Annotated in this window: 14 protein-coding genes; 8 read left to right on the plus strand and 6 right to left on the minus strand. The window is 65.9% G+C overall.

From position 1 onward, the window contains the following. Positions 1-17: 17 nt before the first annotated feature. The 6 genes from ON44_RS39250 to ON44_RS39275 are packed head-to-tail and all read right to left on the minus strand — an operon-like array spanning position 18 to position 4,950. The gene (locus tag ON44_RS39250; RefSeq protein WP_040699851.1) at positions 18-860 is read right to left on the minus strand and encodes an acyl-ACP desaturase; all 843 of its coding nucleotides are present in this window, start codon (positions 858-860) and stop codon (positions 18-20) included. A 9-nt stretch (positions 861-869) separates the two neighbouring features. Beyond that, positions 870-1,703: an SAM-dependent methyltransferase gene (locus ON44_RS39255; RefSeq protein WP_040699852.1), complete on the minus strand. Its 834-nt coding sequence runs from the start codon at positions 1,701-1,703 to the stop codon at positions 870-872. Further along, positions 1,700-1,960, minus strand: a complete 261-nt coding sequence (locus ON44_RS39260; RefSeq protein ID WP_040699853.1) for an acyl carrier protein — start codon at positions 1,958-1,960, stop codon at positions 1,700-1,702. The genes ON44_RS39255 and ON44_RS39260 overlap by 4 nt, the downstream gene beginning before the upstream one ends. Continuing rightward, positions 1,957-2,484 carry a PaaI family thioesterase gene (locus ON44_RS39265; RefSeq protein WP_040699855.1) on the minus strand — a complete coding sequence of 176 codons (528 nt, stop codon included), beginning with the start codon at positions 2,482-2,484 and terminating at the stop codon, positions 1,957-1,959. The genes ON44_RS39260 and ON44_RS39265 overlap by 4 nt, the downstream gene beginning before the upstream one ends. A 3-nt stretch (positions 2,485-2,487) precedes the next feature. Further along, the gene (locus ON44_RS39270) at positions 2,488-3,276 is read right to left on the minus strand and encodes a ferritin-like domain-containing protein (protein ID WP_040699856.1); all 789 of its coding nucleotides are present in this window, start codon (positions 3,274-3,276) and stop codon (positions 2,488-2,490) included. A 24-nt stretch (positions 3,277-3,300) separates the two neighbouring features. Beyond that, positions 3,301-4,950, minus strand: a complete 1,650-nt coding sequence (locus tag ON44_RS39275; RefSeq protein WP_040699857.1) for a fatty acyl-AMP ligase — start codon at positions 4,948-4,950, stop codon at positions 3,301-3,303. Positions 4,951-5,175: 225 nt separating this feature from the next. On the opposite strand from ON44_RS39275, the gene ON44_RS39280 reads away from it, so the two are divergent. The 8 genes from ON44_RS39280 to ON44_RS39315 all read left to right on the plus strand — a co-directional run bounded on the left by ON44_RS39280 (position 5,176) and on the right by ON44_RS39315 (position 15,237). Then, entirely contained in the window at positions 5,176-6,414 is a 1,239-nt protein-coding gene (locus ON44_RS39280) for a cytochrome P450 (RefSeq protein ID WP_040699893.1), read from the plus strand. Next, positions 6,411-7,622, plus strand: coding sequence for a cytochrome P450 (locus tag ON44_RS39285; protein ID WP_040699858.1), 1,212 nt, complete (start codon positions 6,411-6,413; stop codon positions 7,620-7,622). The genes ON44_RS39280 and ON44_RS39285 overlap by 4 nt, the downstream gene beginning before the upstream one ends. Positions 7,623-7,689: 67 nt before the next feature. Next, a complete protein-coding gene (locus tag ON44_RS39290) occupies positions 7,690-9,042 on the plus strand; it encodes an FAD-dependent oxidoreductase (protein WP_051183026.1) in 1,353 nt (450 codons plus the stop codon). Between the two features lie 92 nt (positions 9,043-9,134). Next, positions 9,135-10,397 carry a cytochrome P450 gene (locus tag ON44_RS39295; protein ID WP_040699859.1) on the plus strand — a complete coding sequence of 421 codons (1,263 nt, stop codon included), beginning with the start codon at positions 9,135-9,137 and terminating at the stop codon, positions 10,395-10,397. A gap of 240 nt (positions 10,398-10,637) precedes the next feature. Then, positions 10,638-11,570 (plus strand): LysR family transcriptional regulator, encoded by a 933-nt coding sequence (locus tag ON44_RS39300; RefSeq protein WP_040699860.1) that lies wholly within the window; start codon positions 10,638-10,640, stop codon positions 11,568-11,570. 88 nt (positions 11,571-11,658) lie between these two features. Then, the gene (locus ON44_RS39305; protein WP_040699861.1) at positions 11,659-13,335 is read left to right on the plus strand and encodes an AMP-dependent synthetase/ligase; all 1,677 of its coding nucleotides are present in this window, start codon (positions 11,659-11,661) and stop codon (positions 13,333-13,335) included. Between the two features lie 49 nt (positions 13,336-13,384). Beyond that, complete coding sequence (locus tag ON44_RS39310; RefSeq protein WP_040699862.1) at positions 13,385-14,635, plus strand: NAD(P)/FAD-dependent oxidoreductase; 1,251 nt, start codon at positions 13,385-13,387, stop codon at positions 14,633-14,635. Next, complete coding sequence (locus tag ON44_RS39315; RefSeq protein ID WP_040699864.1) at positions 14,632-15,237, plus strand: SGNH/GDSL hydrolase family protein; 606 nt, start codon at positions 14,632-14,634, stop codon at positions 15,235-15,237. The genes ON44_RS39310 and ON44_RS39315 overlap by 4 nt, the downstream gene beginning before the upstream one ends. The last annotated feature ends 10 nt before the right edge of the window (positions 15,238-15,247 follow it).

Here is a 15,247-nt window from a genome sequence, read left to right on the forward strand (position 1 = left end):
GCGGCAGGGCTATTTGTTCAGGCCAGCGTGTTGCACTCGCCGATGAAGCGAACCAGTTCGTCGAGCCGGTCGGATCTGGCATCCACCGTCCGGTCGATTACCTTCACCAGATGCTCATAGGCCTCGGTGTGGTCGTAGGAGGCCACATCGGCGATCTTCAGCGCCCACCGCCAATAACCGCGCATGGTATCGGACAGTGGCATACGGAAATTGGCGATCACATCGCGGATCGGTTCCACTGTCGCATCGCCCTGCACCCGCAGATACCGCCCGACCACATCGGCCATGAAGCTGAAATGCCTTGCCTCATCGCGAGATAACCGGCCGAGCACCGACGCGAGAATCGGTTCGTCGACCGCATCGCGCAGGTGCTGGTAGTACATCTGGGTCGCCTTCTCCTGCACGAGCGCGTAGGCGAAGAACTGCACCGGATGGTCGTAGGGCAGATCGAAGGGCTTCTGGCCCTCGACCGCCAATTCCGCACGGAGAGAACCACGCTCGGCGATTCCGGCGGCCTCCTGGTAGCGCGCGAGAGCGCGGGCGTGGGTGTCCTCCTCCAGCGCCCACCGCACGGTGAAGTGGTAGAGCTCGCGGTTGTGGATGAAGGTGGTCCGGTCCACCGTGTCGTCCACCGGGAAATGCCGGTGGTACACATCGAAATAGCCGGGCAGATGGTCCTCGATGAGGGTGACGAACTGCACCGCCGAACGCTGCCCCTCGGTGAGCCGGTCCGCATCGGCGAGCGACCAATCGAAGGCGGTCTCCACATTCCAGGCGCGCGTGGCAGGGGATGCGGCGAGGAAGCCGTCCACCGCGGCCGCTACCTCGTCGACCGGAATCAGAGCCGATTCCATATTCATCTGTGTCTCCTACCGGGCATTGCGACAGGTCAGCGCGTAATGCTTGGTCGTATAACCCCATCCGGCATTGGCGATCTCCAGGTAGTGCCGCAGCTTCGCGGCCAGGCCCGGACCGTGCGCGTCGATGCGCTCGGCGGCCGCGTCGACATTGGCGATCCAGTCATCGATGGTGCGGCGATAGTGCTCGGTGAGGTCGTCCACCGCGATGATCGAGAACCCGGCGTCCTCGGCGGCGGTCACCAGCTCCGACAGCGGGCGCAGGTCACCCCAGCCGAAAATGTCCTCGCGAACGAATTCGGTGCCGACACGGGTATCGAAGGCATTGCGGGCGGAGGCATTTCGGAAACAGCTTTCCGAGACATAGAGCGCGCCGCCACGCCGCAGCACCGATCGTGCGCGCCGGAACACCGCGCCGAGGTCGGGCATGTGCACGATCGAGCCGAGCAGGGACACCGCGTCGAAGCTGCGAACCGGCAGGTCGAGCTCTTCGAAGTGTCCGACCCTGGTGTGCACCCGTTCGGTGACACCACGCGCGACGGCCTGTTCGGCGATGTACTCGTGCTGGCGCGGTGCCGGGCTGACTCCCATTGTGTCGCAACCGAATTCCTCGGCCATGAACAGGATCAGCGCACCCCAGCCGCAGCCGACATCGAGCAGTCGCTCCCCGCCGCGCACTCCGAGCCGATCGGCGACGAAGCGCAGCTTCTGCCGCTGCGCCTGCTCCAGAGTGTCGGTCGGCGAGTTGTACAGCGCCGAGCTGTATTTGCGCAGTGGGTCCAGGAACTGGCCGAAGATATCCGGATCCAGGTCGTAGTGCTGGTTGGTATCGGCGGTGACAGTCATGCCGCCGCCTCGTGCAGGGCCCGATCGACGACTTCGACGACATCCGCGAGCGTGGCGAGACCGAAGACGTCCTGGTCCTCCAGCTCGATGTCGTAGGTGCGTTCGATCTTGGCCACCATGCGCAGCACGCGCACCGAATCGACGCCCGCCATACCGCGCAGGTCGACGTCGGGCCGTAGCTCGGCCTCGGCGATGCCGGTCTCGGCGGCGGCGATATCGGTGACGGTGCGCAGGATGTCGTCGGCGGTGTGGGTCATTGCTGAACTCCATTCGAAGAGAGGGCATTCGCGGTGGTCAGTGCGTGCGAGAGCAGAGCGACCTCGTCGTCGCGGAGGGTTAGTTGATGGCGGACCGCATCGAGTTCGAACGGCTGATAGGCCGCGCTCGAGGTGGCGCAGACGGTGCCGTCGGCGTCCAGGATTTCGGCCGATGCCTGAATCGGGTGCTGTTTCTCGGATAGCGTTGCCACACAGTGGTATTCGCAATCGATCAGCAGCGGGGAAATGAATCGGGTGCGCTGTGAGACCGTGAATGCGGGATGGTGGCGTGCCAGCACGATGAGATTGCCCATTACCTCATCGCAGATCACCCCGATCAGCCCGCCGTGCACCACCCCCGGATAGGACTCGAAGCTGCGTCCGAGCCGGAACCGGGCCTGCAGGCCGTCCGGATGCGGTTCGAACTCGAGTCGCAGCCCGGACGCGTTGTGCGGGGAGCAGCCGAAGCAGTGGTAGTCCGGAATCACCGACCACGGCACCTGAACCGAGCTGTGTCGTTCCATGAGCTAGGCGATCGCGTCAGCGAGGGCGCGGCGGACCTTCGCATTGGAGGACAGGTCGAGGCCGGTCATATTGGCGAAGGTGCGACGCACCTTGTCGTGCAGCACATCGAGTTCGCCCTCGGCGGCGACCTGCTCGAGGAACAGATCGAATCCGGTGTCGATGGTCTCGTGGTCGCCGAGTTCGCTGATACCCGCCTTGAAGGTGCTCACCGGATGCTTGATCTTGGCCTCGGAGCTGTAGACGTACAGGGTCTCCAGCACCGAGGGCAGCTCCTCGGGCCGCTGCTCCAGCCGCTTCGTCGCGTAGTGGATGAATTCGCGGGCATGTCCGGCCTCATCGCGACTCGCATCGAGCAGCAGGCCCTTCAGCACCGGCTCCTGCACCCAGCTCGCCACGGCGCGGTAGATGTGGTTCACCGTGAGTTCGGAGATGATATTGGTGGCCAGGGTGGCCGAGGGCGTGGTGCCGGGCGCATACGGCTCGCGCATGGAGTCGACGGCCTTCTCGTCCACGCTCTCGCCGACCGCGCCGAGCCAGGAGCGAAATGCGTAGTGGTGCTGCACTTCCTGGTAGCCCCACACCACGGCGAAGGTGGAGAAATCGTAGTCGTCGACGAATTCGTTCATGAAGCCGTGTACCGCGGCGATGACATTGGATTCGCCCATCGTCGCGCTCTTGGCCAGGGTCACGTATTCGGGGCGGACAAGTGCGCGGTCGACGGCGTCGAGGTCCAGATCGGTCAGCCGCCAATGCAGGCGCTCGTAGTGACGGAAGACTTCATAGCTGTGCACAGGAGGCTCCAGTTCGGTCGAAGGTCATTGCCGTGGGGAGATGAGGTCGCGTGCGGCGAGGCGCTGCAGTTTGCCGCTGCTGGTGCGTGGAATGCTGCGTGGTGCAACGAGATACACCTCGACAGCGGCGAGTCCGAGCTCGGTGGAGATGCGGCCGCGGATCTGATCGGCGAGTTCGTCTGCCGCCGCGCCGGTGCATTCGGATTCGGCGATCAGCGCGATGACATCCGCGCCGTCGGGGTCGGTTGCTGCGGTGCAGCGGCCCTTGTAGATGCCGTCGAGGTCACGCACGGCGGCCTCGACATCCTGGGCGTAGTAGTTGACGCCGCGCACGGTGATCATGTCCTTGCAGCGGCCGGTGACGAAGAGTTCACCATTGCGCTGGTAGCCGAGATCGCCTGTGCGCAGCCAACCTTCGGTATGCAGTCCGGTCACGCTCGACGGGTCGGCGGTCAGGTAACCGTCGGTCACCGCAGGGCCTTGGATGTGGATTTCACCGACCGCGCCGTCCGGAAGTTCCGTGCCGGTACCGAGATCCACGATCCGCAGTCGCAGATCGGCTACAGCGGAGCCGACACCGGCCACGGCGCGCGCGCCTGGAGTGTCGGACGAAACAACCTGTGCCCGAGCATCTTCCGCGAGTGCCGTGCGGTCGACCCACTCGAACAGCGGCTTGCGCCCGAGCGGGGGGAAGGCCACGGCGAGGGTGGCCTCGGCCATGCCGTAGACCCCGAACATCGTCGATGGCGCGAAACCGGCGGGCGCGAAACGCTCGCAGAATGCCTCGACCACATCGCGGGAAATCGGTTCGGAACCGTTGAAGGCAATGCGCCAGCGCCGCAGGTCGTAGTCGGTGACCTCGTCCGCAGGGATGGCGTTGAGCAGCGCCTCGTAGCCGAAATTCGGCATGGCGGTGATCGTGGTGCCGCTGGCCGCGAATTCCGCGAGCCAGCGGGCCGGATCCTTGACGAATGCCAGCGGCGACCAGACGTGCGCCGGAATTCCACGCAGGATCGCCGACAACGTGCCGAACAGGCCCATATCGTGGAACAGCGGCAGCCAGAACCCGCCCTGATCGGTCAGGTCGAGCTCGATGCCGGTGCGGATCGCGGCCAGCCCGCTGAGGGCGTTGTGATGGGTCAGGCGAACGCCTTTGGGGGTGGCGGTGCTGCCGGAGGTGAACTGCACGATGGCCAGGTCATCGGCGTTGATGGCGGGCAGCGGGGTGTTGTCCTCAGTGAATAGCGTTGCGGTGTCTACCAATTCGACGTTCACGGCGGTGTCGAGCAGCGCGGCCAGATCGGCGAACCGATGCGATACCAGCACCGTACGCATCCCGGCGGCCGCCACAATCGTCGCGAGCTTCTGCGGATATCCGCTCATCTGCGCGGAACCGGCGGGCAGGGGCAGGGGTGTCGCGGCACCGCCGGCCGCCGCGACACCGAACAGCCCGATCAGGAATTCGGGTGCGTTCGGGCACAGGATGCCGATGGGCTCGCCCCGCTGTATTCCGCGCCGGACCAACGCTGCGGCAGCTCCGCGGGAGAGCCGGTCGAGTTCGGCGTAGGTCAGCGTTTCCGACACCGACCAAAATGTGGCGGCTACCTCGGGATGCTCGGCCGCGATCCGCGCCAGCCGGCCCGGCAGCGTTTCGACCGATTCCGCAGAATTCATGTCTGCCACGACAACAGCGAATTGTGACAACGCCTTGAACGCATTGTGAATTACGGCCTGCGATAAACATCCGCGATCATCCAATCGCGTTGCCCGATAAGGTATTCGGTCTATAGCGCGATAGGAACGGACAATCGTCGCCGTACCGCCGGCTGCGACGGCACCACGATGGACCGGAATTGTTTTCGCCCGGTGTCCATTTCGCATTCCATTCAGGAGTTGCCGGTGAGTTCCGACCATTCCGCGGTCGAGGAGTTGACCCCGGTTCAGCTGGCGGTCGTCGAGAGCGTCGCACCGCATATGCGACACAATCCGTATGACAGCTATGCGGTGCTGCGTGACGCGGGCCCCTTCGTGCCAGGACCGCACGATATGCACTTGGTGACCCGTCACCACGAGGCGCAGACGATCATGCAGGACCCGCGCTGGAGCCACGCCGAGGAACCGCAACTGCTGCACGGCGACAGCGATGTCGAACTGCCCGGCTCATTCCTCTGGATGGAGCCGCCGGAGCACACTCGGCTGCGCGGACTGGTCAGCAAGGCATTCACCGCGCGCACCGTCAGCGGCATGCGGGGCAGGGCCGAACAGTTGGTCGACGATCTGCTGGCGAAGATGCTCGCCGCGGGCGAGGTCGATCTGCTGGATGCACTGGCCTATCCGCTGCCGCTCACCATGGTGTGTGAGCTGCTCGGTGTCCCGGCCGAGGCGCATGAGCACGTGCGTCAGATCTCGACCGGCATCGCTCGCGGCCTCGATCCGGATCTGCTGCTCTCGCCCGCGGAATTGGCCGCACGCAGCGCGGCGGTGCACGCCTTCCTGGAGTTCTTCGGCGATCTGGTGGAGCAACGCCGCAAATCCCCACGCGACGACCTGATCACGGCGCTGGTGCAGGCCGATGACGCGGGCGCCCGGCTGACCCGCACCGAATTGCTCGGCACACTGCTGATTCTCGTGGTCGCCGGGCACGAGACGACCGTCAACCTGATCGGCAACGGTGTGCTCGCGCTGATCCGCAATCCGGAGGAGTTCCAGCGGCTGCGCGAATTCCCGGAGCTGTGCGAATCCGCCGTCGACGAGGTGCTGCGCTACGACGCGCCGGTGCACCTCACCACTCGCACTGCGCACGACGTGATCACCGTTTCCGGGCGGACTTTCGCACCCGGTGACGCGGTGATCGTCCTGCTGGCCTCGGCCAACCGCGACACGCTCGCCTTCCCGGACGCCGACAAGTTCGATATCGCGCGATATGCCAGGGGTCGAAAGGCCGAGCGGCACTTATCTTTCGGCCTCGGCCTGCACTACTGCCTCGGTGCGCCGCTGGCCCGGCTGGAGATGCAGGTGGTGCTGCGCGCCATCGCCGATCGCGTCGGTGCCATGACACTGCTCGAGGAACCGCCGTATCGGCCGAATGTGGTCGTGCGCGGCATGTCCGAACTTCATGTGCGGCTGGAGGGCCGATGAACACAGCAATTCCGATTACGTTCGATGCCTTCGATCCCAGCGAGCGGGCGGACCCGTATCCGGCATACCGTCGGGTGCGCGATGCCGCCGCACTGTTCCCGTACGAATTCGGGGATGTGCCGGTCACTTTGATCACCCGCTACGAGGAATGCGCCGCCATCCTGACCGGCCCGGACTGGGGTCACGGCTATGCCGCCGGAATCAGCCCGTTCCGCGACACCACCGCCGCGATTCCGGGGTCCTTCGTCCGAATGGATCCGCCGGAACACGGCCGCTACCGGAAGCTGGTCGCTAAGGCGTTCACGCCGCGGCTGATGGCGGAGATGGTTCCGGTCGCCGGTCAGGTTGTCAGCGACCTGGTCGACGCGGCGGTGCGTCGTGGCGAGCTGGATGTGCTCGACGATCTCGCTGTTCCCCTCGCGGTGGCGATGGTACCGGTCCGGCTGCTCGGTGCGGATCCGGCCGATGGCGCACTGTTCCGCGAGTGGCAGCTGGCGATCGCGCGGGGCAGTGATCCGGATTCGCTGCTCGGCCCGGACGAGGTGGCCGCACGCGGCACCGCGGCAATGGAGTGCATGGGCTACTTCACCCGGCTGATCCAGCGGAAGAAGGCGAATCCGACACCGGATCTGTTGAGCACGCTGGTGGCCGCCAGCGGTGAGCAGTTGACCGAGCCCGAGGTGATCGGGATCGCGCTGCTTACGCTGGTCGCGGGCATGGAGACCTCGATCAACCTGATCGGCAACGGCATGCTGGCACTGCTGCGCAATCCGGCTCAGCTGCAGCTGCTTCGGGATAATCCGGAGTTGATCGGTCCGTCGCTGGACGAGATGCTGCGCTACGACGCCCCGACCCAGTTCACCATCCGAGTCGCCTTGGCCGACACCACCGTCGGTGAGCACGAATTCCGTCGCGGCGACGGCGTGGTCGTACTCACCGCCTCGGCCAGCCGGGACGATCGGGTATACCCGGACGCGGATACCTTCGATGTCACTCGCTACGCCGGAAACCGACCGGCGCGCAAGCATCTCGGCTTCAGCCTCGGCATCCACTATTGCGTCGGTGCGCCGCTTGCGCGAATCGAGGCGGAGGCCGCCCTCGGCGCCCTGCTCGACCGGGCCCCGAAACTCGAACTCGCCACCGACACCGTCGAATACCGGCCCAGCCTGATCCACCGCGGCATTGTGTCCTTGCCGGTGTCGCTGTGAGCACGCGAACCACGACCACAGCCGAGCTCTCGCTCGTGCCGGAGCTGAGCGCCGGCGAGGCGCAGTCATGAACGAGCGGCGGCACGCGGTAGTGCTCGGCGCGGGCATTGCGGGGCTGCTCGCGGCGCGGGTGCTTTCCGAGCACTACACCCGGGTCACCATTTTCGAGCGCGACATGGTGGCCGGTACCGCCATGCGACGCGGCGTACCACAGGCACGGCACCTGCACGGACTCCTGGATCGTGGCCGCACCATTATCGAACAGCTGTATCCGGGTTTCACCTCCGAAATGGCCGATCGGGGCGCGACCACTGCGGAGGCATTGGTCGGAACCCGTTGGTACGTCGGCGGATTGCGGGTCGCGCCCACTTCGACCGGGCTCACCTCGGTGATGGCGACCAGGCCGCTATTGGAAGAGGTACTGCGGCAACGAACACTCGCCGTGCCCGGCGTGCGCCTGTGTGAGGGCATGGCGCGCGGCCTCATAGGCGATGCCGCACGGGTGCGTGCGGTGTCGGTCTCCGGCGGATACGGCGCAGAGGCACACGCCACGGACCTCATCGTCGACGCGACCGGACGCGGCTCCCGCGCGAGCGTATGGCTGGCTGCCCTCGGCGCGCGGATACCCCTGGAGGAGCGCCTCGAGGTCGATCTCGGCTACGCCTCCCGACTCTTCCGCTGGCGGCCCGGACAATTGGGCGGCCACTCCTCGGTGATCATCTCCACCGGCCCGAATGGCCGTGGTGGCGGTGCGATTCGGGTCGAGGGCGACCGGTGGCACATCACGCTGGCCGGAATGCTCGGCGACCATCCACCGACCGATCCGGACGGCTTCGCCGAATTCGCCGCCACCATTGCGGCACCCGATATCCACGAACTCATCACCAGCTCCGAACCGCTCGAGGATGCCGTGCCGCACCGGTTCCGATCCCCGGTGCGCCGCCGCTTCGAGCGGCTTTCCGCTGTGCCGCGGGGGTTTCTGGTACTCGGCGACGCACTGTGCAGCTTCAATCCGCTGTACGCGCAGGGCATGGCCGTGGCCGCACAGCAGGCCCTCGTCCTGCGCGACTGTCTGCGTGCCGGCGACGAGGCCGCGCTACCTGCCCGGTTCTACTCCGCCGCGGGCAAAGTCGTCGATGTGGCGTGGCAGCTCGCCGCCGGTGCCGATCTCAGCCACCCGGGCGTCATCGGCCCGCGCACGACGCGCACGCGCCTCACCAATGCCTATGTCGCCCGAGTGCACCGCGCCGCACATGTCGATCCGCATGTCGCGCGGACCTTTCTACGTGTCGCAAATCTCGTCGAACCACCCGCGGCACTTCTGCATCCACTGATCGCTGGTCGAATCCTGCTGCGCGGCAACACAAAACCAGCCGTAACAGCCGAACGCACACCGATCCTCATCGAACCGACGAGGTGACGGGTCCGCAATGTCGCGGCCCCGCACCGCCACAGTCCGACCGGCCGCACCGCCCGTTCGGCGGTGCACCGCACAGAAGGGACCACCCCGACATGTCGCATGCGAATACGGCGGTGGCGGACCAGGATTCCGCCATCCAGACCGCCATAGCTCACTTATTCGGCCCGGAAGGCAGATCCGACCCCTACACACCCGCACGCGTCCTGCGCGAAGCGGGCCCGCTGCATCAGACCCCACTCGGGCACCACCTGCTGACCCGCTACGAGGACTGCACGGCCGTGCTGTCGACCACCGCGTGGAGTCATGCGGAAGAGGCCGCGATGATGCATCCCACCGTGTCACCGGATGATGCACCCGAGGAACTGCCCACTTCGTTTCTCTGGATGGAGCCGCCGGACCACACCCGGCTGCGCAATCTGGTGACCAAGGGCTTCACCCCGCGCATGGTGACACGGCTGCGCCCGCGCATCGAGCAGCTCACCGCGGAGCTCGTCGACAATGCGCTGGCTGCGGGCGAATTCGATCTCGTCGAGATGATCGCCTACCCGCTGCCGCTGATCATCGCCTGCGAGTTGATCGGCGTGCCGCCGGAGGCCTATGCGCAAGTGCACCAGTGGTCCCAGGACCTGGCGCGCGGCTTCGATCACGACTACACGCTGCCCGAGGAGGCGCTGAAGGCCCGCAGCGCCGGTTCGCGTGGCTTCATGGGTTACTTCCGTGAGTTGCTGAACGAGCGGCGTCACGATCCGAAGGACGACTTGCTGAGCGTGTTGTCGCAGGTCGAGGACCGCGGCGATGTACTCACCGAACAGGAACTACTGGCCACCTGCATCACCACCTTCGTCGCCGGGCACGAGACCACCGCCAATCTGATCGGCACCGGCATGCTGCAGTTGATGCGCAATCCGGGCGAAATCGCGGCCCTGCGCGCACGTCCCGAGCTGACCGCATCCGCACCCGACGAACTGCTGCGGCTGGAGCCGTCGGTGCAGATCACCACCCGTGCCGCCACTCGGCCGATCACCGTCGCGGGCCACGAGTTCGAAACCGGCGAAGGGGTTGTGGTGCTGATCAATTCGGCCAACCGCGACGATGCCGTCTTCGCCGATCCGGACCGGGTCGACGTCGCCAGGTATTCCGATCCGATGCGTCCGGCCAAGAAGCACCTCGGCTTCAGTCTCGGCATCCACTACTGCCTCGGCGCACCCCTGGCACTGCTGGAGATGGAGGTGCTGCTCGACGTGCTGTTGCGGAAAGTGCGTGATATCGAACTGCTTTCGGACGAACCGCCATATAAGCCGAATGTGGTCATTCGCGGGCTGGAAGCCTTGCCGACGCGGTTCACCGCCAAGTGAGTTGCGCTCGGACCCGGTGTGATAGCGCGCCGGGTCCGAACGTGAGGTATTCGCTATTGCCTCGGCCTGTCGTTTCGGGGATGCTAGATGGTCGCGGCTCCGCTATAGCACATCTGCGAAACGTTCCGTGGTCAGTTCACCCGGCAGCAACGGTCTCGGCAATAGCCGTCCGACCGCGGTTCATCCTCGGTTATCTGGCTCCGCTAACGTTTCGGATACGCGGAATAAGGAGCCGGTGGTATGGAGTTCCGACATCTGGTCTCATTCATCACTATTGCCGAAGAGCTGCATTTCGGCCGCGCAGCGCAGCGCTTGCATCTCACGCAGCCCAGTCTCAGTGCCCAGCTGCAGAAGCTGGAGAAATCACTCGGTGTGCAACTGGTCGCACGTAACTCCCACGAGGTCAAATTGACCCCGGCGGGCCGAGAATTCGAGAGTCAAGCCCGCATCATCGTGGCCCAGATGGATCGGGCCGCCCAGGTCGCCAAGGCGACCGCCGAGGGGCGCGCGGGCACCCTCAATATCGGTTACAACCTTCCGGCCAGCAGACATGTGCTGCCGGATGCGCTCACCGGAATGACCGAACGACATCCCGATATCGTGGTGTCACTGTGGGAAAAGCGCACCGGCCCGCAGTTGGCGGCGCTGGCCGACGGCTCGCTCGACGTAGCGCTGGTCTACGGCCACCCGAGCACCTCGGACTTCTCGTATCGCCGGTTGCTGCACCGGGTTCCGCTGGTGGCGGTGGTCGGGCGCAGGCACCGCTGGGCCGACCGGCCCGGCGTGCCCTTCGCCGAATTGGCGGGGCAGGAGTGTGTGCTGTTCGCCCGCGAACAGTGTCCGGCCATGTACGACTCCATCTTCCGCGCGGCCGCGGACACCAGGATCAGCCTGGCGGTCGCGCATACCGCGGACGATCCCGGTGCGACCGCGCATATGGTTTCGGTGCGTCCGTTCGTCGGATTCGCCTCGCTACCGCGCGCGATCTCGATGGGTATGGGGGCGCCGGGCAGTAGCTCGGTGGCGGTCAAACTGTTCGATCCGGTGCCGACATTGGATTTGTACGCGGTGTGGCGTACGGACGAGTCGAATCCGGCGGTTTCGTTTTTCCTGGAGTGCATCGATTCCCCCGAACCGGCACGTATAGATATTGCCCGTGCGCTATCGGCCTGAGTCCTTCGATAGGCCATGACATTCGCGCGGTAGGAACCTCTGTATCGGCGGGGACGTAATTCGTTGCCGCCGACCAGAATTCGACATTGTGAATACAGTGTCAGTGACCGAGAACGGAATCGACCTCCCGGACGACGCGAGTTTGTACTCGGTGATTTCCGGTGCGGCCGCGGCACATCCGCAACGGCATTCGCTGTGCGGCGCGGACGGTACGCAACTCACCTGCGCCGAAGTGGACCGGCGGGCACGGGCGCTGGCCTCGGTGCTGGCCGGGCGTGGCGTGCAAGCGGGGGATCGGGTCGCGATCCTCGGCCGCACGAGCCTGGAGTGGGCGCTGCTGGATTGCGCACTGCTCGCCCTCGGCGCCGTGGTCGTTCCGGTGTATCCGACGTCGTCGGCGGCGCAGATCGAGCACATCCTGCGCGATAGCGGCAGTGCGTATTTCGTCGCCGAGGACGAATCCGATGCAGCGCGCCTGCGTGCCGCGGGTGCGGGTGAGGTCTGGACCTTCGCGCTGATCGCGGAGTGGACGGCGACCGAGATCGACGCGGATCTCGATGCCCGCATTGCCGCGGTGCACGCCGACGACCTCGCCATGATCGTCTACACCAGCGGAACCACCGGCGTCTCGAAAGGATGCCTGATCACGCACCGCAATATGTTCGTATCCTCGGCCAATACCGTGCGGCAGACCGGCGAGCTGTTCGACGGCACGACCGTGCTCGCGCTGCCGCTGTCGCACGTCTTCGGCCAGACCATCCTGTTCGCCTGCCTGGTCGGCGGCAGCCGCACCCATCTGCTGCCGGGTATCCCGGACCTCGTGCCGGTGCTGCCGACGCTGCGGCCCACCTTCTTGGCTCTGATTCCCTACGGCCTGGAGAAGATTCGCAAGTACTGCCGAACACTGCTGTCCGGCACCGAGGAGCAGGATGCGGTGGCGCGCGGCTTGGCGGTGTTGCGTGACCAGGCGACACCGGACCCGTCCGACCATCCGGTGGCGGCCGCGCTCGGTGGGCAGCTGCGCTCCGTCATCTCCGGCGGCGCCTCGCTCGACGAGTCGACGATCGGGTTCTACGCCGGATTCGGTGTGGTGCTGCTGAACTGCTACGGGCTCACCGAGGCGGCGACCGCCGTGACGGTCAGTGCCCCGGAAACCAATCGGCTCGGCACCGTCGGGCGACCGATTCCGGGCACTTCGGTCGCCATTGCGGAAGCCGACGGCGAAGTGCTGGTCGGTGGCCCGCATGTCTCGCCGGGCTACTGGGGTGCGGCGGCGGACCAGGCCGTCGTGGACGACGAAGGTTGGCTGCACACCGGCGATATCGGTGAACTCGACGCCGACGGCTACCTGCGCATCACCGGGCGAAAGAAGGAGATCCTGGTGACCTCCGGCGGCAAGAATGTCGCGCCCGCGCCGTTGGAGGACCGGGTGCGGCTGCATCCGCTGGTGAGCAACTGCATGGTGGTCGGTGACGGCCTCGACTACGTCACGGCGCTGGTGACGCTGGATCCGGTGCAGGTGCAGCGCTGGCGCGGCGACCATCCCGACGGTGATGTCGAAGCTGCCGTGCAGTCCGCGGTCGACGACGCGAATTCCCTTGTCTCCCGCGCGGAATCGATCCGCGCATTCCGAATTGTGGACGGCGACTTCACCGTTGACGACGGATTGCTGACCTCCTCGCGGAAACTGCGCCGAGCCGCGATCGCGGCGGCCTATTCCGCCGATATCGACTACCTCTACCCGGCACGCCAACCCGCGCAATAAGCGCGGCCGATCTCGAAATCGAATTCGACTACCGGAAAGTGATGCGAACATGTACGACGTCATCGTTGTCGGAACTCGGGTTGCGGGTTCCCCGCTGGCCATGCTGCTCGCCAGGAAGGGTTACCGGGTCCTCGCCGTGGACCGCGCCACCTTCCCGAGCGACACCCCCTCGACCCACTACATCCACCAGGCCGGACTCGGGCTGCTGAAGTCGTGGGGTCTGCTGGACGAGGTGGTGGCTTCCGGCTGCCCGCCCATCCGGCACCTGAACTTCTCCTACACCGACATCGTCATCAAGGGCTTCGCCGATGTTGCGGCCGACGGCGTCGATGCCGTGTACTGCCCGCGCCGCACCGTGCTGGACAAGATCCTGGTCGACGCGGCCGGTAACGCGGGCGTCGAGGTGATCCACGGGTTCTCCGTCACCGAGCTGGTGTTCGACGAGGATCGGGTGGTCGGCATTCGCGGGCGCATCCGCGACGGTGCGGAACAGGAGTTCCGTGCCGGCCTGGTGATCGGTGCCGACGGATCGAATTCGACCGTGGCGAAGGCGGTCGGCACCGAGGTGTACGAGGGCTCCCCGGCGGCGTGCTTCGTCTACTACTCCTACTACGAGGGCGTCGACTGGGGTATGCAGCACCGCACCGGATTCGGTGAGCAGCAGTTCGCGTCGTGGCCGACCAATGACGGGCTCGCGCTGGTCGCGGTGATGCGCAAGCGCGACCGGTTCCGCGACTTCCGCACCGATCCGGATGCCGGTGTGCAGGAGATCGTCGACCAGATCGATCCGGAAATCGGTGCGCGCCTGCGGGATACGGGTAAGCGGGTCGAGCAGTTCCGGCCCATGCTCTACCCGGACAACTACCGTCGCCGCTCCTACGGACCCGGTTGGGCGCTGGTGGGAGACGCCGGCTACCACAAGGATCCGTTCACCGGCTGGGGCATTACCGACGCCTTCAAGTACGCCCAGCTGCTGGCTGATCTGGTCGACGCGGGCCTGTCCGGCGCCCGGTCACTCGACGAGGCGCTGGCCGAGTACCAGGTGGAGCGCGATGCGCAGAGCGCGAGCACTTACGAACTGACACAGAGCATTTCGGAGCTGTCGCTGACGCCGTACTACGACTCGGTATTCCGCGCTACCAGCTATGACGAGGACTACTCGAAGAAGTTCTTCGGGCTGATCGCCGGAATCTACTCGCCGGACAAGTACTTCGGCGAGCAGGAGCTCACCGAGCTGTACGAGAAGGTCGACTTCCCGGTCGACGCGCGGCATGTCACCAACGATGGGGTGTCGGCATGAACGGCCCCGGCCTAACCGCGTTGGGGGACAGCTTCGTCGAGGGCCGCGGTGACGCCGCGGCCGGCGGCGGCTACCGCGGCTGGGTGCCCCGATTGGGCGGCCAGCTCGGCCTGCGACCCGCTGCCGTGCGTAATTTCGGTGTGCACGGGGCTACGACCAGCATTGTGCTCGAACAGCAACTGCGCCGGGCCGTTTCGGCGCGATCCGGCCTCTTCGGTGTCGTTGTCGGCGTGAACGATCTGGTCAGTGACTTCGACCCGGACCGGTTCGAACGCAATCTCGGAACCTTGTTCGGCACGTTGCGTAGCACTGGCGCAACGGTTTTCACGGCGAGCTACCCGGACATTCCGGCCCGCCTGCCGGTGCCGGACGGCTTCCGTGCGCTGCTGCGGGAGCGGTTCGTCTTCGCCAATACGGTGCTGGCCGCAGTCACCGCCGAAACCGGCACGCTGCTGTTGGATATCGCCGCCCAGTCCGAGTGGGAGCGGCCCGAGGTGTGGACCGCCGATGGTCTGCACCCGAGCTCGCTCGGTCATCACATGTTCGCCGCGGGTGCGGCCGAACTCATCGCGTCGCGTACCGCGACCACCGTCGCCGCCTGATTTTCCACCC

The sequence above is a fragment of the Nocardia vinacea NBRC 16497 genome, assembly GCF_000308835.1.
Taxonomy (GTDB): domain Bacteria; phylum Actinomycetota; class Actinomycetes; order Mycobacteriales; family Mycobacteriaceae; genus Nocardia; species Nocardia vinacea.

Coding starts and splice junctions, on each gene's coding strand:
- ON44_RS39250 (WP_040699851.1), bottom strand. CDS start 860: ATGAATATGGAATCGGCTCTGATTCCGGTCGACGAGGTAGCGGCCGCG.
- ON44_RS39255 (WP_040699852.1), bottom strand. CDS start 1,703: ATGACTGTCACCGCCGATACCAACCAGCACTACGACCTGGATCCGGAT.
- ON44_RS39260 (WP_040699853.1), bottom strand. CDS start 1,960: ATGACCCACACCGCCGACGACATCCTGCGCACCGTCACCGATATCGCC.
- ON44_RS39265 (WP_040699855.1), bottom strand. CDS start 2,484: ATGGAACGACACAGCTCGGTTCAGGTGCCGTGGTCGGTGATTCCGGAC.
- ON44_RS39275 (WP_040699857.1), bottom strand. CDS start 4,950: ATGAATTCTGCGGAATCGGTCGAAACGCTGCCGGGCCGGCTGGCGCGG.
- ON44_RS39285 (WP_040699858.1), top strand. CDS start 6,411: ATGAACACAGCAATTCCGATTACGTTCGATGCCTTCGATCCCAGCGAG.
- ON44_RS39290 (WP_051183026.1), top strand. CDS start 7,690: ATGAACGAGCGGCGGCACGCGGTAGTGCTCGGCGCGGGCATTGCGGGG.
- ON44_RS39295 (WP_040699859.1), top strand. CDS start 9,135: ATGTCGCATGCGAATACGGCGGTGGCGGACCAGGATTCCGCCATCCAG.
- ON44_RS39300 (WP_040699860.1), top strand. CDS start 10,638: ATGGAGTTCCGACATCTGGTCTCATTCATCACTATTGCCGAAGAGCTG.
- ON44_RS39310 (WP_040699862.1), top strand. CDS start 13,385: ATGTACGACGTCATCGTTGTCGGAACTCGGGTTGCGGGTTCCCCGCTG.
- ON44_RS39315 (WP_040699864.1), top strand. CDS start 14,632: ATGAACGGCCCCGGCCTAACCGCGTTGGGGGACAGCTTCGTCGAGGGC.